This is a genomic window from Anoxybacillus sp. FSL W8-0382, from assembly GCF_038003845.1.
Classification (GTDB): Bacteria; Bacillota; Bacilli; order Bacillales; family Anoxybacillaceae; genus Anoxybacillus; species Anoxybacillus flavithermus_G.
In genome coordinates this window covers 926835-945667 of sequence record NZ_JBBOPX010000001.1, presented here as the reverse complement: position 1 = coordinate 945667, position 18833 = coordinate 926835, and the positions used below count along the sequence as shown (strand labels likewise).

24 protein-coding genes are annotated in these 18833 nt (G+C 41.9%); 2 read left to right on the top strand and 22 right to left on the bottom strand.

The features are described 5' to 3' along the window. The first annotated feature begins 6 nt into the window (after positions 1 to 6). Complete coding sequence (gene vrrA / locus NSS60_RS04920; RefSeq protein ID WP_340720687.1) at positions 7 to 468, top strand: VrrA/YqfQ family protein; 462 nt, start codon at positions 7 to 9, stop codon at positions 466 to 468. 67 nt (positions 469 to 535) lie between these two features. Then, positions 536 to 1483 carry a 4-hydroxy-3-methylbut-2-enyl diphosphate reductase gene (locus NSS60_RS04915; protein ID WP_004889489.1) on the top strand — a complete coding sequence of 316 codons (948 nt, stop codon included), beginning with the start codon at positions 536 to 538 and terminating at the stop codon, positions 1481 to 1483. Positions 1484 to 1492: 9 nt separating this feature from the next. Here the strand turns inward: NSS60_RS04915 and NSS60_RS04910 are convergent, their stop codons facing one another. From NSS60_RS04910 to mtaB, 22 genes are all read right to left on the bottom strand, one after another. Beyond that, a complete protein-coding gene (locus NSS60_RS04910; RefSeq protein WP_004889488.1) occupies positions 1493 to 2611 on the bottom strand; it encodes a Nif3-like dinuclear metal center hexameric protein in 1119 nt (372 codons plus the stop codon). Then, positions 2608 to 3312, bottom strand: coding sequence for a tRNA (adenine(22)-N(1))-methyltransferase (locus tag NSS60_RS04905; RefSeq protein ID WP_004889487.1), 705 nt, complete (start codon positions 3310 to 3312; stop codon positions 2608 to 2610). The genes NSS60_RS04910 and NSS60_RS04905 overlap by 4 nt, the downstream gene beginning before the upstream one ends. Before the next feature lie 91 nt (positions 3313 to 3403). Beyond that, entirely contained in the window at positions 3404 to 3766 is a 363-nt protein-coding gene (cccA, locus tag NSS60_RS04900) for a cytochrome c550 (protein ID WP_004889486.1), read from the bottom strand. Between the two features lie 109 nt (positions 3767 to 3875). Then, complete coding sequence (locus NSS60_RS04895) at positions 3876 to 4409, bottom strand: hypothetical protein (protein ID WP_004889485.1); 534 nt, start codon at positions 4407 to 4409, stop codon at positions 3876 to 3878. 74 nt (positions 4410 to 4483) lie between these two features. After that, entirely contained in the window at positions 4484 to 5602 is a 1119-nt protein-coding gene (rpoD, locus tag NSS60_RS04890; protein ID WP_004889483.1) for an RNA polymerase sigma factor RpoD, read from the bottom strand. Continuing rightward, entirely contained in the window at positions 5595 to 7409 is a 1815-nt protein-coding gene (gene dnaG, locus NSS60_RS04885; protein WP_004889482.1) for a DNA primase, read from the bottom strand. Before dnaG ends, rpoD begins: the two co-directional genes overlap by 8 nt. Before the next feature lie 295 nt (positions 7410 to 7704). Next, the gene (locus tag NSS60_RS04880) at positions 7705 to 8511 is read right to left on the bottom strand and encodes a pyruvate, water dikinase regulatory protein (protein ID WP_004889481.1); all 807 of its coding nucleotides are present in this window, start codon (positions 8509 to 8511) and stop codon (positions 7705 to 7707) included. A gap of 12 nt (positions 8512 to 8523) precedes the next feature. Further along, the gene (locus NSS60_RS04875) at positions 8524 to 9153 is read right to left on the bottom strand and encodes a helix-turn-helix transcriptional regulator (protein WP_192949096.1); all 630 of its coding nucleotides are present in this window, start codon (positions 9151 to 9153) and stop codon (positions 8524 to 8526) included. A gap of 91 nt (positions 9154 to 9244) precedes the next feature. Continuing rightward, the gene (gene recO, locus NSS60_RS04870) at positions 9245 to 10006 is read right to left on the bottom strand and encodes a DNA repair protein RecO (protein ID WP_004889478.1); all 762 of its coding nucleotides are present in this window, start codon (positions 10004 to 10006) and stop codon (positions 9245 to 9247) included. A gap of 19 nt (positions 10007 to 10025) precedes the next feature. Beyond that, positions 10026 to 10169, bottom strand: coding sequence for a YqzL family protein (locus tag NSS60_RS04865; protein WP_004889477.1), 144 nt, complete (start codon positions 10167 to 10169; stop codon positions 10026 to 10028). A gap of 99 nt (positions 10170 to 10268) precedes the next feature. After that, the gene (gene era, locus NSS60_RS04860; protein ID WP_004889476.1) at positions 10269 to 11177 is read right to left on the bottom strand and encodes a GTPase Era; all 909 of its coding nucleotides are present in this window, start codon (positions 11175 to 11177) and stop codon (positions 10269 to 10271) included. A gap of 67 nt (positions 11178 to 11244) precedes the next feature. Next, the gene (locus tag NSS60_RS04855) at positions 11245 to 11631 is read right to left on the bottom strand and encodes a diacylglycerol kinase family protein (protein ID WP_004889475.1); all 387 of its coding nucleotides are present in this window, start codon (positions 11629 to 11631) and stop codon (positions 11245 to 11247) included. Positions 11632 to 11637: 6 nt separating this feature from the next. Further along, positions 11638 to 12105 (bottom strand): rRNA maturation RNase YbeY, encoded by a 468-nt coding sequence (ybeY, locus tag NSS60_RS04850; protein WP_004889474.1) that lies wholly within the window; start codon positions 12103 to 12105, stop codon positions 11638 to 11640. Positions 12106 to 12161: 56 nt separating this feature from the next. Continuing rightward, complete coding sequence (locus NSS60_RS04845; RefSeq protein WP_004889471.1) at positions 12162 to 13124, bottom strand: PhoH family protein; 963 nt, start codon at positions 13122 to 13124, stop codon at positions 12162 to 12164. A gap of 3 nt (positions 13125 to 13127) precedes the next feature. Continuing rightward, complete coding sequence (gene yqfD / locus NSS60_RS04840) at positions 13128 to 14312, bottom strand: sporulation protein YqfD (protein ID WP_004889470.1); 1185 nt, start codon at positions 14310 to 14312, stop codon at positions 13128 to 13130. A gap of 11 nt (positions 14313 to 14323) precedes the next feature. Beyond that, a complete protein-coding gene (gene yqfC / locus NSS60_RS04835) occupies positions 14324 to 14608 on the bottom strand; it encodes a sporulation protein YqfC (protein WP_004889469.1) in 285 nt (94 codons plus the stop codon). Positions 14609 to 14661: 53 nt separating this feature from the next. After that, positions 14662 to 15000, bottom strand: coding sequence for a hypothetical protein (locus NSS60_RS04830; protein ID WP_004889468.1), 339 nt, complete (start codon positions 14998 to 15000; stop codon positions 14662 to 14664). A gap of 7 nt (positions 15001 to 15007) precedes the next feature. Further along, positions 15008 to 15997, bottom strand: coding sequence for a flotillin-like protein FloA (floA, locus tag NSS60_RS04825; RefSeq protein ID WP_004889466.1), 990 nt, complete (start codon positions 15995 to 15997; stop codon positions 15008 to 15010). Then, on the bottom strand, positions 15994 to 16656 hold the full coding sequence (locus tag NSS60_RS04820) for an NfeD family protein (protein WP_128356577.1): 663 nt from the start codon (positions 16654 to 16656) through the stop codon (positions 15994 to 15996). The genes floA and NSS60_RS04820 overlap by 4 nt, the downstream gene beginning before the upstream one ends. An 87-nt stretch (positions 16657 to 16743) precedes the next feature. Beyond that, the gene (locus NSS60_RS04815; protein ID WP_004889461.1) at positions 16744 to 17187 is read right to left on the bottom strand and encodes a GatB/YqeY domain-containing protein; all 444 of its coding nucleotides are present in this window, start codon (positions 17185 to 17187) and stop codon (positions 16744 to 16746) included. A 14-nt stretch (positions 17188 to 17201) separates the two neighbouring features. Continuing rightward, positions 17202 to 17375: a 30S ribosomal protein S21 gene (rpsU, locus tag NSS60_RS04810; protein WP_003393897.1), complete on the bottom strand. Its 174-nt coding sequence runs from the start codon at positions 17373 to 17375 to the stop codon at positions 17202 to 17204. Positions 17376 to 17475: 100 nt separating this feature from the next. Further along, entirely contained in the window at positions 17476 to 18828 is a 1353-nt protein-coding gene (gene mtaB, locus NSS60_RS04805; RefSeq protein ID WP_004889459.1) for a tRNA (N(6)-L-threonylcarbamoyladenosine(37)-C(2))-methylthiotransferase MtaB, read from the bottom strand. Between the last annotated feature and the right edge of the window lie 5 nt (positions 18829 to 18833).

Below are 18833 nucleotides of genomic sequence, written 5' to 3'. Positions count from 1 at the left end.
ACTTCATTGCGACGTCCATTTATGTTTCCACCTTCACATCCACCGATGCCATCTATGTGGCAACAACCAATGATGCGGCAAGCACAAGGAGGCATGTTTTCACGATTGTTCGGCAGCCAACTGCCTACACAAGCTTTCGGTGCTCAAGGAGCATTACCGAGCATTGATTCGATGTTAACAAATGTACAAAAAATGTTAAACATGGTCCAAACGATTACCCCGATGGTGCAACAATACGGTCCACTCATTAAAAGCGTACCATCGATGATGCGAATTTTTCGCGAATTGAAACAATCTGACAACATAAACGAAACAACTGAAACAGCCAATGCAACAAGTGCAGCAACAACAGAGAGGCAAATGGGGCAAAAAATACCGAGAAAACAACGCCCCGTTCCAACAATAAAGGAACGAAAACAACAACAAACGGATGAAAAAGGGAAATCTGTTCCAAAACTATATATTTAACTTTTGTATGTTCGCTTCTTCTTTTATATAATGAAGACGACAAACACGCCAAGAAGGAGCGATCCATATGGAAGTCATTAAAATTACGCCACGCGGATATTGTTACGGAGTCGTTGATGCGATGGTCATCGCCCGCAACGCTGCGCTCGATCCGACGTTGCCAAGACCGATCTACATTTTAGGTATGATCGTTCATAATAAACATGTAACGGACGCGTTTGAAGAAGAAGGAATTATTACACTTGACGGGCCAAATCGACTTGAAATTTTAGAAAACATCGATCATGGCACAGTCATTTTCACTGCCCACGGCGTTTCACCTGAAGTAAAACAACGAGCGAGAGAAAAAGGACTTGTCACCATTGATGCTACATGCCCAGATGTCACAAAGACGCATAATTTGATTCGCGAAAAGGTCGCTAACGGGTATGAAGTCATTTATATCGGTAAAAAGGGACACCCTGAGCCTGAAGGGGCAATTGGCGTTGCTCCACATGCTGTCCATTTAATTGAAACGCCTGAAGATGTAGAACAACTGGATATTCAATCGAAACGCATTATCGTGACAAACCAAACGACAATGAGCCAATGGGACGTGGCACATATTATGGAAAAAGTAAAAGAAAAATATCCTCATGTCGAGATGCATCGTGAAATTTGTTTAGCGACGCAAGTACGGCAAGAGGCGGTCGCTGAACAAGCGAAAGAAGCGGATGTGACGATCGTTGTCGGTGACCCAAGAAGCAATAACTCGAATCGACTCGCACAAGTATCGGAACAGATTGCCGGAACGAAAGCGTATCGTGTTGCAGATGTAACCGAAATCGACATTGAATGGATTAAAGATGCAAAAAAAGTAGCGGTTACTGCCGGAGCATCTACACCAACACCAATTACAAAAGAAGTTATCGACTTTTTGGAGCAATTCGATCCAAACAATCCTGAAACATGGAAACGCGAGCGAAAAGTACCGCTAACAAAAATTTTACCGAAAGTGAAAAAAAGAGGCGAATAAGCCTCTTTTTTATATGAACGTAAACGGCTCTGTATTGGCTTGCGATACGTATATATCGATATCAAACTTTTGTTGTACACACATCGTTTTTAATACGTTTGCAACTCCTTCTTTCATCACCTTTTCGACGTGATGCCCAGGATCAACGACGTTTAAACCGAGCATTAACGCATCATGTGCGACATGATAATATAAGTCACCTGTTACATACACATCAGCACCGCTCATTTTTGCTTGATGAATATATTTATTTCCGTCTCCACCGATAACAGCTACTTTCCGAACGCGATTTGTTAACTCCCCAACGACACGAACTGTCGGCACGCGCAACGATGTTTTCACATGTTGTGCAAATTGCTGTAACGTCATCTCTTCACTTAATGTCCCAATTCGACCAAGTCCATATGTCGTTCCTTTATTGTCAAGCGGATATACGTCGTACGCTACTTCTTCATACGGATGAACTTGTAACATCGCTTGAATGACTTTTCGTTGCAAACGTGCAGGAACAATCGTTTCGATGCGTACTTCTTCTACCGTTTCTAACTTCCCTTGTTGACCAATAAACGGATTTGCTCCCTCTTCTGGTAAAAACGTGCCTATTCCTTCGCTATTGAATGTACAATGGCTATAATTTCCGATATGTCCAGCACCGGCATCGCCAATTGCTTTGCGCACCGCATCTGCATGTGTGCGTGGCACATATACGACGAGTTTTTTTAGCGGCTCTTCATATGTTGGAACGAGCACATCTACGTTTTGTAATTGCAATGCTTCAGCGAGCCAATCGTTCACACCACCTTTGGCAATATCTAAATTTGTATGCGCAGCATAAATAGCAATATTATGTTTAATACACTTTTCAATCATACGTCCATACGGCTGATCGGTCACAATATGTTTTAACGGGCGAAAAATCGGTGGATGATGCGCAATAATTAAATCAATGTGCTGTTCAATCGCTTCATCCACTACATGTTCTAATACATCTAACGTAATCATGATGCGGCGAATCGGCTTGTTTAACGTACCGATTTGTAATCCGATTTTATCGCCTTCCATCGCTAAATGTTTTGGAGCAAACTGCTCAAACAACTGGATGATTTCATATCCGTTTGGCGTTTTCATCGTTTTAAAGCCTCCTCTACCATCTGCAATGTTTCGAGAAATTGTTGCTTCTTTTTGATCGCCTCGTCCGTTTTCGCATACTTCAATTGCTCGATGACATTCTGCCAATGTTTCATTTCCATATCCCATTTTTTCCTAAACGCTTCATTTCGCTCTTTCAATAAAAACGGACCGAGCAACAGCTCCACATGAAGTTGGGTGTACGGACGATAAGGATCACCACGTTCTGCAACAAGCACTTCGTATATTTGCCCATCCTCTTCCAAGATGCGCTCATCAATTAATTCCCATTCGTTATTTAGTAGCCATTGTCTTACGATATGTGCACCGACATTTGGCTGTAAAATAAGACGTTTTACAGCTTCTAACTTCTCTTTTCCATTTTCTAAAATGTTCGAGATGAGCGTTCCACCCATCCCGGCAATCGTTACACAATCCACTTCGTTTGGCGCTACAACTTGTAGGCCGTCTCCTTTACGAACGGAAATGACGTGAGAAAGTCCGCTCTTTTCGACTTGTTGTTTTGCAGAACGAAACGGTCCATCTGCCACTTCTCCAGCAATGGCTTTTGTTATGTATCCGTGCAAATACGCATAACACGGCAAATATGCATGGTCTGATCCGATATCCGCCAGTACGCTCCCTTTTGGAATAAATGACGCGACCGTTTGTAACCGTTTAGATAGCTGTAATTCGTTCACAAACATCACCCACACTTTTTTCTTCAGTTTATCATGTTTTGCAAAAAACGAAAAATCCCTTCACCGAAGTAAAGGGACTTTTTCGCTTCGTTTATTTTAATTCAGAAAGCCATTTTGCCATTGCGTCCGCTTGGTCTGCAGGAACTAATCCACCTGGCATGCTTCCGCGACCGTTTGTGATGACTTCTTTAATTTGGTCAACAGATAAACGATCCCCGACACCTTTTAATGATGGACCAACGCCACCTTCATAGTTAGCACCGTGACATGCTACACAGCTTTTTTTGTAAATATCTTCTGGACCTGCAGCAGCTGTCTCTTCTGTCTTTGCGCCGCCTTCTTTCTCTTTCGCAACCTCTTTCATATCTCCGAGGCCTTTCACAGACAGAAAGAAAATGAGTCCAATTCCCATCACCATAATAAGTACAAATGGGATTAATGGATTACGATTCATACTTTACCCTCCCTTATGTAATAAAGCATGTTTTTCAAAATGAAAACGTTACAAACAATTTTATTGTACTTTAAATTCCCATAAAGGAAAAGCCCTGTATGTAATTTTTTTAAACGAAAAATGAAGAAAAAAGAAGAATGATGCCAACAACGCCCGAAATGACAAAATACATGAGCGAAAAACGCCAACCGATCAACAACCAAACAAAACAATTACATATGACTGTGATCGCTAACGCACTCGTGCTTTCAGAAAAGAAAATATCTGATACGCGAATCGAAAGAAGAAGAAGCGACAAAGCACCCACAATGAGAGCGATATGGGTGAGCATTTTATGTTGTACAAAAAAACGAACGATCATAAAACAAATTATGACAAAAAGTGACAAAATGAGCGTTTGCAAAACGAACGACAATTCAGTAAAATAAATGACAAGAAGGGCAAACGGCAAAAAGACACCGATCATTATCATCGTCACTCGAATAGCCCATGCCGGAACTTGCTTCGTTGGCTGTTCAACATCGTCGCGATTCCCTTCCGTATACAACGCAAGCAAAAAGTCGCAATATTGTTCCGGTAGCAATCGCGTTTGTTTCCAATATTTAATTTCATTAATAATGATTTCTTTTCGTTTTTGTTCCATTGAATACGCATTCCTTCCTAAATAAAGAAATAGCTTACTTCCATTGTAAGAAGTAAACTATTTCTTGTAAACGGTTATTCTAAAAAGTCTTTTAAACGTTTGCTTCGGCTTGGATGACGCAGTTTCCGCAACGCTTTTGCTTCAATTTGACGAATGCGTTCGCGCGTGACGCCAAACACTTTTCCGACTTCTTCGAGCGTTCGCGTACGTCCGTCATCAAGACCAAAGCGAAGACGAAGCACATTCTCTTCCCGATCTGTTAGCGTATCTAATACGTCTTCAAGCTGTTCTTTCAATAGTTCATACGCGGCGTGTTCGGATGGAGATGTCGCATCTTGGTCTTCAATAAAATCGCCTAAATGTGAATCATCTTCTTCACCAATTGGCGTTTCAAGCGACACAGGTTCCTGAGCAATTTTTAAAATCTCGCGCACCTTTTCTGGCGTTAAATCCATCTCTTCTGCAATTTCTTCTGGAGATGGCTCGCGTCCTAAGTCTTGTAAAAGCTGGCGCTGAACGCGAATAAGCTTATTAATTGTCTCAACCATATGAACAGGAATACGGATCGTGCGTGCTTGGTCAGCAATCGCCCGCGTAATTGCTTGGCGAATCCACCATGTTGCATATGTGCTGAATTTATATCCTTTGCGGTAATCAAATTTTTCGACCGCTTTAATTAAACCCATATTCCCTTCTTGAATTAAGTCAAGAAAGAGCATACCGCGACCGACATAACGTTTTGCAATGCTCACAACAAGGCGAAGGTTTGCTTCAGCTAGGCGACGTTTGGCTTCTTCGTCACCTTGCTCAATGCGTTTTGCTAACTCAATTTCTTCCTCTGCCGACAATAACGGAACGCGACCAATTTCTTTTAAATACATACGAACAGGGTCATTAATTTTTACACCAGGCGGAACGCTTAAATCGTTTAAATCGAACTCTTCGTCTTTTAAATCATCGAAGTCCGGGTCATCTAAATCCGTATCATCTAGATCAGATTCACCGACAACTTCGATCCCTTGCTCATTTAAATACTCATAATATTCATCCATTTGATCGGAATCGAGATCAAACGGGGATAATCGCTCGGCAATTTCTTCATAGGTAAGAACACCACGTTTTTTACCTAGTTCAACTAATTGTTCTTTTACTTGTTCTAACGTTAAATCGGAATGTGTTGACTTTTCAGCCATTTATTCCCCTCCTTCCAAAATACAAAGACTTTCGCATCGCAATCATTTCGCTAGCAATACGTTTCGCGCGCTCATAATCTTTTTGACGTTCAGCTTCACGCAGTTCTGCTTCTTTTTGTTTAAGCAACTGCTCTTTCGGATAATTGAGCACGCATTGGAGGTAATCTTGTAACTCAGCCGATGAAATATTTTCGTTAATTGGCATCATCGACAATTCCGTGACAATGCGTTTTAGCTGCGAATCATGAATGCGTTCAAGCAACGAGCTCACATCGGGTTCGTGTCCTTCTTCGTAAAACGCATATACATAAGCAGCAATAGCGCGATGCTCCTCGATGTTGAACGCGCCTTCGATCGCCTCTTGTACCGTAAATGCGATCGATTTGTCGCGCAACATATGGGCAATTAACATTCGCTCCGCTTTTTGAAAAGCTGGTAGCAATTTCGCCTTCGCAGGTAAGATGACTGTTTCACGGCGCTCTTGTTTACGTTCTATTTGCTGTTTCTTTCCATGAATCATCATTTGTTCCCGTAACGCATCGAGAGAGATCGAAAACTCATCCGCTAGTTGTCGCAAATAATAATCGGCTTCGACAGCATTAGATAAGCGACTAATTTCTCTGACTGCTTCTTCAATATAACGAAGCCGTTCACTTTCATTTTGCAAATGACGTCCGCGCTTCAAATATTCTAGCTTAAATGCGGTAAGCGATAAGCTCGCGTCAAGCACATGATGACGAAAGCGGTCAGCACCATATTTGCGCACGTACTCATCAGGATCGAGCCCGTCTGGTATCATCGCTACCTTAACATAACAACCAGCTTCCGTAAGCGTCTCGGAAGCCCGAAGCGCAGCATCTATTCCAGCTCGATCACCATCGTAGCACACAATGACAGATGAAGCATTGCGCCGAAGCATGCGTGCCTGTTCTTCTGATAAGGCTGTTCCCATCGTTGCTACCGCATGGGAAATGCCAGCTTGCACAGCAGCAATGACATCCGCAAATCCTTCAAATAACACCACTTGCTGCTTTTGGCGCATCGGTAACCGTGCCTCATGGAAGTGATATAAGATGTTGCGTTTGTTGAAAATAAGTGTTTCAGGACTGTTTAAGTATTTCGGCTCTTCGTTTCCGATCGCCCTTCCTGAGAAAGCAACCGTCTCTCCGTGATGATTGTGAATCGGAAACATAATGCGGTGTCGAAAACGATCAAAGTATGAGTCCTCGCCTGACTTTTTTACAATTAACCCTGCCCTTTCCATAAGGGGAAGCGAAAAACCTTTATTTGTTAAAAATGTGACAGCCGCATTCCAAGCTGGCAAAGCGTAGCCAATCTCAAACTGTTCAATGATTTCGCGGGTAAAGCCTCTTTGAAGCAAATAATTTAATGCTTCTTCTCCTTCATTTGTATGCATAAGCAAATGATGATAAAACTTTTTTAGCAACTCGTGCGCAGCAATCATCGTAGCTGTTTCTGTTCGCTCAGTTGGCAAATGATCATCAACGACGTGCGACAAATCAACATTTGCTCGTGGTGCTAGCCGTTTGACAGCTTCGATAAAAGAAACCCCTTCAATTTCCATCAAAAATGAAAACACATTTCCACCTGCCCCACAACCGAAACAATGGTAAATTTGCTTTTCAGGTGAAACGGAAAAAGAAGGTGTTTTCTCTCCGTGGAAAGGACATAACCCAAAGTAGTTGCGCCCTTGCTTTTTTAGTGAGACATACTGTTGAACGATGTCTACAATATCGACTGAGCGACGGATGTGCTCAACCGTTTCTTCAGGAATGCGTTGTCCCATATTTCAACAACTCCAAACATATTTCGACAAAACGTGTGGCTTTGTCCCAACGGTTTTGTATGTTTTTATTCTCCATCGCGCGAAACAATCCTTCTTTTTAAGAAAAAATATTGTCGAAAATCCCGATGCATTGTCACTTGACAATTAGCTATAAATAGTTTATTCGTCCTATGTTCAGTCTAAACCTGTTTTATCACAATTTTTTATTATAATATAAAAAACGTTAGTTGGCTATACAAATGTTTTTATAAAAAGGAAAAGCACATATCACACGTTGTGACTGTGCTTCACTTGTTTATTTTTCTCTTTTGCGCATAATATTTATAATGACATTCGCTGTTTCTTCAACGGCTTTGTTTGTTACATCGATAACTTCACAACCAATTTTCTTTACAATTTCATCAAAATATTGCAACTCTTCTTTAATTCGGTCAATGTTTGCGTAAATGGCACGATCATCTAATCCAAGTGATTTCAAACGCTCTCGGCGAATTTCATTTAACTTTTCTGGACTAATTTTTAGACCGAAACATTTTTTAGGCGAAACTTGAAATAGTTCTTCAGGCGGATCGACTTCTGGAACGATCGGCACGTTCGCGACTTTAAAACGTTTATGGGCTAAATATTGCGATAGTGGTGTTTTCGAGGTGCGCGATACCCCAATTAAAACGATATCAGCTCGCAAAATGCCACGAGGATCACGTCCATCATCATATTTTACCGCAAATTCGATCGCTTCAATTTTTCGGAAATAGTCTTCATCTAATACACGAACAGGACCTGGTTCACAACGTGGTGCCATTTGAAATAGTTGTTCCATTTGTTCAATGAGCGGTCCAATAATATCGTATACAGGAACTCCTTCACGTGCTGCCTCCGCTAATAAAAATTGACGCATCTCGGGTATAACTAATGTAAAGACGATAATTCCTCGGTTCATTTTTGCTAAAGCGACAACCTCTGATAGCGTTCCAACATCTTCTACGTACGGAACACGACGAAATTGAACGAGCGCTCCTTGAAACTGGCTCGCTGCTGCTTTCACAACGAGTTCGGCCGTCTCCCCTGCTGAATCGGATACGACATATACGATTTGACTCATATTTTTCCCCCTTTAAAGCACGTCTTCTTTTGCTAACGCGACAAGCACCTTTGTCATGTTTGTTTTTGTAATACGTCCAATGACTTCATACCCTTTGTCGACTTTTTTAACGACTGGCATCGCATCAATTTGTTTTTCAATTAGTTTTTGGGCAACATCAATCAATAAATCATCTTTTCCACAAAATGTAATATTCGGCATTCGCGTCATAATGATATTGACAGGAATAGACGTCAACTCTTGTTTTCCGATGCTGGCGCGCAGCAAATCTTTTCGGGATAGCACACCGACAAGCAGCGACTCTTCATCCACAACAAACAACGTTCCGACATCTTCTAAAAACATCGTAACAATCGCATCATAAACGCTCATGTTTTCATGAATGACAACCGGAATGGATTGATAGTCGCTCACCTTCATTTTCTTAATTTTATCAGCAAGCAACTGTGTCCCTGTTTTTCCTGTATAAAAATAGCCAACACGAGGTCTCGCTTCTAAATACCCTGCCATCGTTAAAATCGCTAAATCCGGACGTAACGTCGCACGTGTTAAGTTGAGCTTTTCAGCGATATGCTCCCCAGTAATTGGGCCGTGATCTTTGACGATTTGCAAAATTTGTTCTTGACGTTTATTGAGTTCGATTGTCGCTCACCACCTTACAATAGGCTACATTATAACATCATATTATAATTCATCTTCGTATTTTGCAAACAAAAGTGGGAAGCGGACAACGTTATATTTGTCCGCTTTTACCGTCCAACGTATGTAGTTGCTGTAAAAAACGTTTCGTCTTCAGCGAAAGGCCCGAATATTCGTCGTAATAAGCTGAAATAATCGTTTTTATTTGTTGTTTCGTTTCCGATTTGACAGCGATTTGACCGATGCGAGACAAATCAACGTAGTAAAAAAGGCGAAGTAATTTTAAAACCGATGGGGTCATCGGAATGCGGTGTGGATCGTGCTCAAAACAGCGGTGACACAAAAATCCTCCTTGTGCAATCGAAAAAGCAAACGTCCCTTCTTTTTCTCCGCAAATGGCACAGCCGTCTAACTTCGGATATAGCCCGAATGCCGGAAGCAGCTTCATCTCGTATATATACGTCAACACTTCCGCATCGAGTCCTTCGTTCATATATGTGAGCGTTTGTAAAAGAAGTTCAAATAAATATGGATTCGGGCGTCTTTCTTCCGTTGCTTTATCCGTCAATTCGACAATGTATGAAGCGTATGCTGTTAAAAAAATATCTTCACGTATATAGCGCATCGTTGAAAGCAATTCCCCTTGATGCAAGCTTCCAACCCCGCGACTTTTTTGAATTAAAAATATACCGTATGTAAATATTTGCGTGACAGAAGAAAGGCGGCTGCTCGGCTTTTTTGCTCCACGTGCCATCGCAGCAACCTTCCCCCATTCGCGCGTAAATATTGTGACGATTTTATTCGTCTCTCCATAGTCAATTGTTCGAATGACAATTCCTTCGCATTTTTCAAACATACAACATAACCTTCCAAAGTTACAGGACGTGGTAATCTCGTTCACTTAAATGATACGTAGAATCGCTCGCCTGCTCTTTCGTTTCGCGTTCTAGCTCCTTAAACAAAAGATACGTGTCAATATTTCCTGTTTGACTAAATAGCTTCCACGTAAAATCGAGCATCGAACCACACCTTTCTCTCGTTAGTTGACGGTGATTGAGCAGCTCACTTGTAGTTTGTCCGTTTGTCGCTGTCACAATGTTATTTAAAATTTTACAGCATTAATATTCATCTTCACGATAGCCAAGGTCTCGCAAATGTGCCATTTTATTACGCCAATCTTTTTGTACCTTCACCCACAACTCTAAAAACACTTTCGAACCGAGTAGCGCTTCGATATCAGCACGTGCACGTTGACCGATTTCCTTTAACATTTGACCGCGTTTGCCAATAATAATTCCCTTTTGCGAATCACGTTCAACGATAATTGTCGCCGCCACATATACGGTATCGCTATTTTCCCGACGTTCAATCGAATCGATGACAACTGCAATGGAATGTGGTACTTCTTCGCGCGTTAAATGGAGCGCTTTTTCACGAATAAATTCGGCGATAATAAATCGCTCCGGGTGATCTGTCACTTGATGCGCAGGATAATACTGCGGTCCTTCAGGTAAGTAGTTTTTAATTTGCTGCAACAACGTTTCTACGTTATTTCCTTGCAACGCTGAAATAGGAATGACTTCGGCAAACGAATGGAGTGAGCGATATTGCTCAATCAGCGGTAATAGATCATCAGGATGCACTTCATCAATTTTATTAATGACTAAAAACACTGGCGTTTGTACTTGTTTTAAACGTTCAATAATAAACTCGTCACCGCGGCCGATCCCTTCTACAGCATTCACCATAAATAAAATTAAATCAACTTCTTGCAACGCGCTTTGCGCTACTTTCACCATAAAGTCGCCAAGCTTATGTTTCGGCTTATGAATGCCTGGCGTATCAATGAAAATGATTTGTGCGTCATCTGTTGTGTATACACCTTGAATTTTATTGCGCGTCGTTTGCGGTTTATCGCTCATAATCGCAATTTTTTGCCCGATGACGCGATTTAAAAATGTAGATTTCCCTACATTTGGTCGTCCGATAATTGCTACGAATCCTGATTTATATCCTTCCTGAATCATAAAAACCTCCATCGCATAAAGTTATGCTTGATTTTTATTTTACCAAAATATGAGCGCGATTTCACTACTATTTATGAAAATGTAAAGAATTTTTAAAAAATACATGCAAATAAGGCAAAAAAATGGAAATGCCAATGATGATAGAAAGAAAAGCAAAGACAAGTACGGCACCAGCTGCTAAGTCTTTTGCTTCCTTTGCCAATGGTCGATACTCATCCGTCACTAAATCGACCGCCCGTTCTATTGCGCTATTGACAATTTCCAGGCTGATAACGATACCGATCGTTATCAGCAACACAAGCCATTCCATTTTCGAAACGCGAAATACCGCTGCAGCGACGATCACGATAATCGCGGCTACGAGATGAATGCGCATATTTCGCTCATAACAAACCGCAAGACGAACCCCATTTAAAGCATACCATACGCTAGTGACAAATCGTTTCCAACGCACAATCGATCATCTCGTTAAGCCGAACTGTTGTAATAATTGCTCTTGTTTTGCAAACATTACTTTCTCTTCTTCTTCCGTTTCATGATCGTAACCGAGTAAATGTAAAAAACCGTGTACAGCTAGAAAACCGAGTTCGCGCATAAACGAATGACCGTATTGTTCTGCCTGCTCACGCGCTTTTGGAACGGAAATAATAATATCTCCAAGCACAGGTGGTACATCTATACCGACAATTTCAATTTCTTCTTCACCCATCTCCTCAAGGGCGAACGAAATAACATCGGTCGGCTGATCTTTTCCGCGATAATCGCGATTAATTTCGCGAATTTTTTCATTATCCACAAATGTGACGCTTACTTCTGCCCCATCTGGCACATGTTCTTCCTTTGCAGCATGTTGTAATAACTGTTCAATAAGCTCGATTTGTTGTTCTGTTATTTCATTCGTTTCATCCATAAAGTCAATAATTAACATATTCTTCCCTCTCTCCGTTAAAGTGCAAAAAGGACCCACATGAGTGCGGGTCGCATTTACATTCCTGCATCTTCATATGCGGCGATAATTTTGCCGACAAGCGGATGGCGTACAACATCAGCTTGCTCCAAAAAGACGAATGAAATTCCGTTTACATTCGTTAAGATATCTTTTGCAATCATAAGCCCAGAACGAACACCTTTTGGTAAATCGACTTGCGAAATATCGCCGGTAATGACCATTTTCGAACCAAAACCAAGACGTGTTAAAAACATTTTCATTTGCGAAGGTGTTGTATTTTGCGCCTCGTCTAAAATGACGAACGCATCATCTAACGTTCTACCGCGCATATAGGCAAGCGGAGCAATTTCAATGGCACCGCGTTCAATTAATCGTTGTGTATGCTCATGACCGAGCACGTCATGAAGCGCATCGTAAAGCGGACGTAAATACGGATCCACTTTTTCTTTTAAATCTCCCGGCAAAAAGCCTAAATTTTCGCCCGCTTCCACAGCCGGACGCGTCAAAATAATGCGTTTGACTTGTCCGTTTTTCAATGCCTGTACAGCCATCACAACCGCTAAATACGTCTTTCCTGTTCCTGCTGGTCCGATGCCAAAAATTAAGTCGTGGCGCTGGATAGCTGATACGTATTGACGCTGACCGAGCGTTTTGACACGAATCGCTTTTCCTTTCGCGTTTTTTCCAATTTCTTCGTTGTACAGTTCAACGAAGTAAGAAATTGTTCCGTTTTTCGCCATTTGTAGTGCATAAAGCACATCTCGCTCGCTAATCACAATACCTTTACGAATAACAAGTAACAAATGGCGAAGCAATTCATCAACAAGCTCAACATGTTGCTTGCTTCCTGACACGCTTATCGCTTCTCCGCGCGTCACAATTGAAACACCGAGCTCCTGCTCAATGCGCTTTAAATGAACATCGTGCGTACCAAATAAAGCAAGCGCTTCATCTGTATTTTGTACGTTAGGGTAAATCGTGACAAACTGTTCCGACATTCCTCAATCTCCTTGAATAATTGGTTGTGGTGTCGCAATGTTTTCAATGACTTGGTAATGCATTTCTACTTTTACTTTACCATTCTCCTTCGTCACATGCAAAACTTTTTCACCTTGAATGGTCGCATCCGAAGGCAGCTGTCGCTTTAACTGTTCACGCGCGATTTGTTTCGCCACTTTCCTTGCTTGATCGTATGAATATTCACGAACAGCGATTTCTTTTTCGTGCCACACTACTTTTTCATAGCGAATCGGTAACGTCCATGTCAAGAAACGAAACGTTTTTTCATCGACTTGTTTTTCAAATGTTGAAAATTTCTCTTTATGATTCCAAAAAAACGGGATTTTCCACGACCAAAAATGAACGTAATGTGTTTCGCGTTTTTTCCCTGTCAACATATAAAGTTCTGTTTTCATCGGAACGACGACTGTAGACTTGTACCACGTCTCACCTAAAATTTGACCGCGCGCTGGCACGATCTTTGTTTGTCCTTCTTTCCCAATAAATCCAGAAACGAGTAGTTGTCCCGGAACGACATGATCATTTATTTCTACAACTGCTTGCCCTTGCTCAACAAACATATACGTAATAACCGCTTTTTTCTTTGCAACAAGATGTTGGGGGGGATTCGATTTCGTTTCTGTCGGTTGCTTTTTTTCAACGACTCGGCAATATAGCGTTGTTCCACGCCATTCAACACCAATCCATGTTACCGCGTCCATATTCATTAACGTACGCTGGATCGTTTCGGGACTCGGAATCACGAACTGTAGCGCACCACGTTCAACCCCCATCTTTTTTAATTGTTGCCTCACCGTATGTTCTACTTCTGGATTTGCTCCTGTGATTTCAATGCGCCAAATCATATTAGACAATAAAAAAATGATGCATATAAAAGCAACTAGTCCGACAACGATACCGCTATTTTTCCATGACGCTTTCAACCAAAACGGTGCCCCATGCCGTTCAAGCACATATAGCTTACAACCACTTTTACGCATCACTACTCGCACGTGGCGAATATCGCGAAGAAGTATATAACACGTGAGCGAATGTTCCCCCTCTCGCCTCACGTTCCATACGTATATCCCTCGGCGTGTAAATTCATTTAATAACCGTTCTAATCCTTTTCCAACAATACGTATGCGCAAGTTGCCTGACATTCGATACATCCACTCGTTTTTCACACCCGCCCCCCCTATTCTTCTAAATATAATACTTGACTAATTTTCCCTTCGAGCAAAATTTCTTCTGGCAAAATCGTTTTAATGCTAAACGATTCCCCTTTAACAAGTAGCTGACCATTTTTTAACAACAAGCGTAATTCGCGATCTGTAAACAGAAGTAAACCGCGATGGTTTTCTATGTAAATATGAATATGCCCAATCATCGTAATGCGGGGGAGGTCAGCGACAACGTCCGCAGGCAGCTCCATTTGATTTGTTAACCATTGTCGCATTTTGTTTTTCCATTTTCCGATCATAAACAAAACCCCCTTTCATCTCATATGTATGAGCGAAATGGGGGTTATAGCACTTATTTTCTACCGTACGGACGCTTTGCGCGCGGCGGACCGAGTACCTCTGAAAAGATCACACCTTGCACGAGCGGATGTGTCGGCAATTGTTTCGTCTTTTTATGTTGCTCTTCTGCTGGCTGTGATACAGTCATTTGCTCTTGCACCTTCTTAACTGGACGCGTCGTCACTTTCGGTTCTACTTCTGTCACAACGACCGTTGTTTTTTGTTCTTGCTGTTGTGTTCGTTCAACTGTTTCCTCCACAGTTTTGATGCGTTTTCCAATCCAAGAAATAAACGCTCCTAAAATAAACACGACAAATATGTTATCAAGAAGCCAATCGATGAGCGTCATCATTTATTCCTCACCTTTTTTCCTCATCTGGGTTTTGTGTAAGTTTCCCAATCGAATCACGCATATTCGTGTCCGCCATAATGTTTTTTAAGTTCATGTAATCCATGACACCAAGCTTACCCGAACGGAGTGCTTCTGCCATCGCAAGCGGCACTTGCGCTTCGGCTTCCACGACTTTCGCCTGCATTTCTTGCACGCGTGCTTTCATTTCTTGTTCAAGTGCAACTGCCATCGCCCGACGCTCTTCCGCTTTCGCTTGTGCAATCTTTTTGTCCGCTTCCGCTTGGTCTGTTTGCAATTCTGCACCAATATTTTTCCCAATATCAATATCTGCAATATCGATCGATAAAATCTCAAACGCCGTTCCTGAGTCTAACCCTTTTGCTAAAACAGTTTGTGAAATCATATCTGGATTTTCAAGCACTTTTTTATGGTCATGTTGGGACCCGATCGTTGATACAATACCTTCCCCGACGCGAGCAATAATCGTCTCTTCCCCTGCGCCACCGACTAACCGATCAATATTAGCTCTCACGGTAATACGTGCTTTCGCCTTCACTTCAATGCCGTCCATCGCCACGCCAGAAATAAACGGCGTTTCAATGACTTTTGGATTGACGCTCATTTGTACCGCTTCTAATACATTTCGTCCTGCTAAATCGATTGCCGCACAACGTTCAAACGTTAAATTAATATTCGCTCGCTGTGCAGCGATTAAAGCGTTAACGACACGGTCAACATTTCCTCCGGCTAAATAGTGGCTTTCTAACTGGTTAGTCGTGACATCAAGCCCTGCTTTTTTTGCCTTAATTAGTGGATTAATGACACGTGATGGAATGACGCGGCGTAAACGCATCCCAATAAGCGTAAAAATACTAATAGGCACACCAGAAGCAAGCGCGGAAATCCAAAGCATAACTGGAACGAACGAAAAGAATACAGCTAATAACACAAGCCCTAAAGCAATAGCGATAATAAATAAAAATTGATCTGGTGTCATACGACTTCCTCCTCTTTTTTACATTCTCGAACGACGACTTTTAACCCATCTACATGAATAACTTCAATTGGTCGATGTCGTTCAATATATTCTCCTTCTGTGACAACATCTACACGTTCGCCATCAATGAGCGCTGTTCCTGCTGGCCGCAATACAGTGATGGCCACTCCGCGTTTCCCGACTAAATCCATACGTGCCTCATGGGACACATATCCTTCTTCATTCCGCTGTTCGTCGGTCAGCACTATTTTTTCAAAAAGCGCCATCTTCTTTTTGCTTACTCGGCTAAGCCATAATCCCATCATAAGCGCACCCACAATGGCTACTGCTAACGACATCGTAACAAATGGGGAATGTTTTGCTGCCAAAAATAAACTCCACACGAGCGTACCGAGCCCGAGAAAACCAATGACGCCACCTGGCACAAACAGCTCAATGACTAACAAAATAAGACCAATAGTAAATAACATGATCGCTCCGAAAGTTGTTAAACCAGCCGCTAAATGCGATGAGAAAAAAAGCAAAAAGCAAATGAGGCTTACAGTTCCTTTCCATCCCCAACGTGCATCGTATAGTTGCCAAACAAACAACACGCTGCCGGCGATGAGTAAAAGCGCAGCAAGAAACGGATGCGTAAAAGCAATAATGAAACCGGCCATCCTTTTTCCTCCCTTCATTTTTAGTACGGATGAAAAGAAAAAAAGTTTCAAAAATGAAAAAACACCTTACGAACTCGTAAGGTGTTTTTAGCTTAAATGTTGTTGAACAAGTTTGTTCACGAGCGAGCCGTCAGCTTTTCCTTTCACTTTCGGCATGATCGCTCCCATCACTTTACCTATATCCGCTTTTGAGGAAGCACCGACTTCGGCAATCGTTTCTTTTACGATTTGCACAAGCTCTTCTTCGCTCAACTGCTTCGGCATGTAAAGTTCAAGAACCGTAATTTCTTCCTTGACTTTATCAACAAGGTCTGTGCGACCAGCTTTTTCAAATTCTTGGAGGGAGTCTTTACGCTGTTTTAATTCGCGAGAAAGTACGGTTAATTCTTCATCCTCGGTCAACGTTTTGCCAAGTTTAATCGCTTCATTTTGTAAAGCGGATTTCACCATGCGAATGACCGATAATTTGTCCTTCTCTTTGTTTTTCATCGCTTGCTTCATATCATTGTTCAAACGTTCGAGAAGACTCATAAATACACCCTCTTTTAATATTTGCGCTTTCTAGCCGCTTCAGACTTTTTCTTACGTCTTACGCTTGGCTTTTCATAGAATTCGCGCTTTCTTGCTTCTTGCAACGTACCTGTTTTTGAAACCGCACGTTTGAAGCGACGAAGAGCATCTTCAAGCGACTCGTTTTTACGAACGATCGTTTTTGACATCCTACTTCCCTCCCTCCGAACAAAACCGCTAATCCTTGGTACATGTTAAAACATGTACTTTCAAAGTATAATATAACCAAGCTCATAAGTCAACTTCTTTTTATGAGCTTAGCCGAATGGCTTCATGAGCATCGTCAATGACACGAACAAATTCCCCTTCGTTATATGGATAGCCTGCTTTTGTAATTTTCACTTTCACGAGTTGACCGACCATTTCTTCTGTTGCTGGGAATTTCACTTTTAAATAGTTATCCGTATAACCGACATATAATCCGCTCGTTGGATCTTCTTTATAAAGCTCTTCTGGAATGACTTCAAGCACTTGTCCTTCAAACTTTGATGCGTACTCTTTCGCTAGCTGATCGGAAAGTGCAATTAAACGATGCACGCGCTCGTTTTTCACTTCTTCATCGACTTGATCTGGCATTCTTGCGGCTGGTGTGCCTGTCCGTTTTGAGTATGGAAAGACATGCAGTTCGGAGAAGCGTTGCTCGCGAATAAATTCATATGTTTCCATAAATTCTTCTTCCGTCTCCCCAGGGAAACCGACGATTACATCTGATGTTACAGCTAAGTCTGGAAATACTTCACGTAAACGAGCTAGTCTCTCCGCAAAAAATTCAGTTGTATATTTGCGGCGCATTCGCTTTAACACCGCGTTTGAACCAGATTGCAACGGAATGTGTAAATGACGGACGATTTTATCCGATTGTCTCAATACGTCGATCACTTCATCTGTAATTTGGCTCGCTTCAATCGATGAAATGCGCAAACGTTTTAATCCTTTTACTTGCTCATCAATATCGCGCAACAACATGGCGAAATTGTAATCTTTCATATCTTCTCCATATCCGCCTGTATGAATGCCCGTCAATACAATTTCTTTATATCCCGCGTCAACGAGTTGTTGCGCCTGACGAATAACTTCTTTCGGATCGCGCGAGCGCATTAAACCGCGCGCCCATGGAATAATGCAAAACGTACAAAAGTTATTGCACCCTTCTTGAATTTTTAGCGACGCCCGCGTTCGATCGGTAAATGCAGGCACATCAAGCTCTTCATATACACGCGTTTTCATAATATTGCGCACACCGTTAATCGGCTGGCGTTGTTGTTTAAACTGCTCAATGTACTCTAAAATTTTGCTGCGATCTTGTGTCCCGATGACGATATCGACACCAGGAATCGCCATAACTTCCGCTGGAGACGTTTGCGCATAACAGCCCGTTACACAAACGACTGCATCAGGATTGCGGCGCACCGCGCGACGAATGACTTGACGGCTTTTTTTATCGCCTGTATTCGTTACTGTACACGTATTAATAACGTATACATCGGCGTGGCTTTCAAAGTCTTTTCGCTCGTATCCTGCTTGTTTAAATAACTGCCAAATCGCTTCTGTTTCGTAATGATTCACTTTGCATCCTAACGTATGAAATGCAACCGTTGGCATGTAGA

Coding starts and splice junctions, on each gene's coding strand:
- NSS60_RS04845 (WP_004889471.1), bottom strand. CDS start 13,124: ATGTCGGAACAGTTTGTCACGATTTACCCTAACGTACAAAATACAGAT.
- NSS60_RS04815 (WP_004889461.1), bottom strand. CDS start 17,187: ATGAGTCTTCTCGAACGTTTGAACAATGATATGAAGCAAGCGATGAAA.
- floA (WP_004889466.1), bottom strand. CDS start 15,997: ATGACACCAGATCAATTTTTATTTATTATCGCTATTGCTTTAGGGCTT.
- dnaG (WP_004889482.1), bottom strand. CDS start 7,409: ATGGGACAACGCATTCCTGAAGAAACGGTTGAGCACATCCGTCGCTCA.
- NSS60_RS04880 (WP_004889481.1), bottom strand. CDS start 8,511: ATGAGTCAAATCGTATATGTCGTATCCGATTCAGCAGGGGAGACGGCC.
- era (WP_004889476.1), bottom strand. CDS start 11,177: ATGATTCAGGAAGGATATAAATCAGGATTCGTAGCAATTATCGGACGA.
- ybeY (WP_004889474.1), bottom strand. CDS start 12,105: ATGTTAATTATTGACTTTATGGATGAAACGAATGAAATAACAGAACAA.
- recO (WP_004889478.1), bottom strand. CDS start 10,006: ATGTTTGAAAAATGCGAAGGAATTGTCATTCGAACAATTGACTATGGA.
- rpsU (WP_003393897.1), bottom strand. CDS start 17,375: ATGTCAAAAACGATCGTTCGTAAAAACGAGTCGCTTGAAGATGCTCTT.
- rpoD (WP_004889483.1), bottom strand. CDS start 5,602: ATGGCTGAAAAGTCAACACATTCCGATTTAACGTTAGAACAAGTAAAA.
- NSS60_RS04830 (WP_004889468.1), bottom strand. CDS start 15,000: ATGATGACGCTCATCGATTGGCTTCTTGATAACATATTTGTCGTGTTT.
- cccA (WP_004889486.1), bottom strand. CDS start 3,766: ATGAATCGTAATCCATTAATCCCATTTGTACTTATTATGGTGATGGGA.
- NSS60_RS04910 (WP_004889488.1), bottom strand. CDS start 2,611: ATGAAAACGCCAAACGGATATGAAATCATCCAGTTGTTTGAGCAGTTT.
- NSS60_RS04865 (WP_004889477.1), bottom strand. CDS start 10,169: ATGCTCGATTTTACGTGGAAGCTATTTAGTCAAACAGGAAATATTGAC.
- NSS60_RS04895 (WP_004889485.1), bottom strand. CDS start 4,409: ATGGAACAAAAACGAAAAGAAATCATTATTAATGAAATTAAATATTGG.
- NSS60_RS04915 (WP_004889489.1), top strand. CDS start 536: ATGGAAGTCATTAAAATTACGCCACGCGGATATTGTTACGGAGTCGTT.
- yqfC (WP_004889469.1), bottom strand. CDS start 14,608: ATGATCGGAAAATGGAAAAACAAAATGCGACAATGGTTAACAAATCAA.
- mtaB (WP_004889459.1), bottom strand. CDS start 18,828: ATGCCAACGGTTGCATTTCATACGTTAGGATGCAAAGTGAATCATTAC.
- NSS60_RS04820 (WP_128356577.1), bottom strand. CDS start 16,656: ATGGCCGGTTTCATTATTGCTTTTACGCATCCGTTTCTTGCTGCGCTT.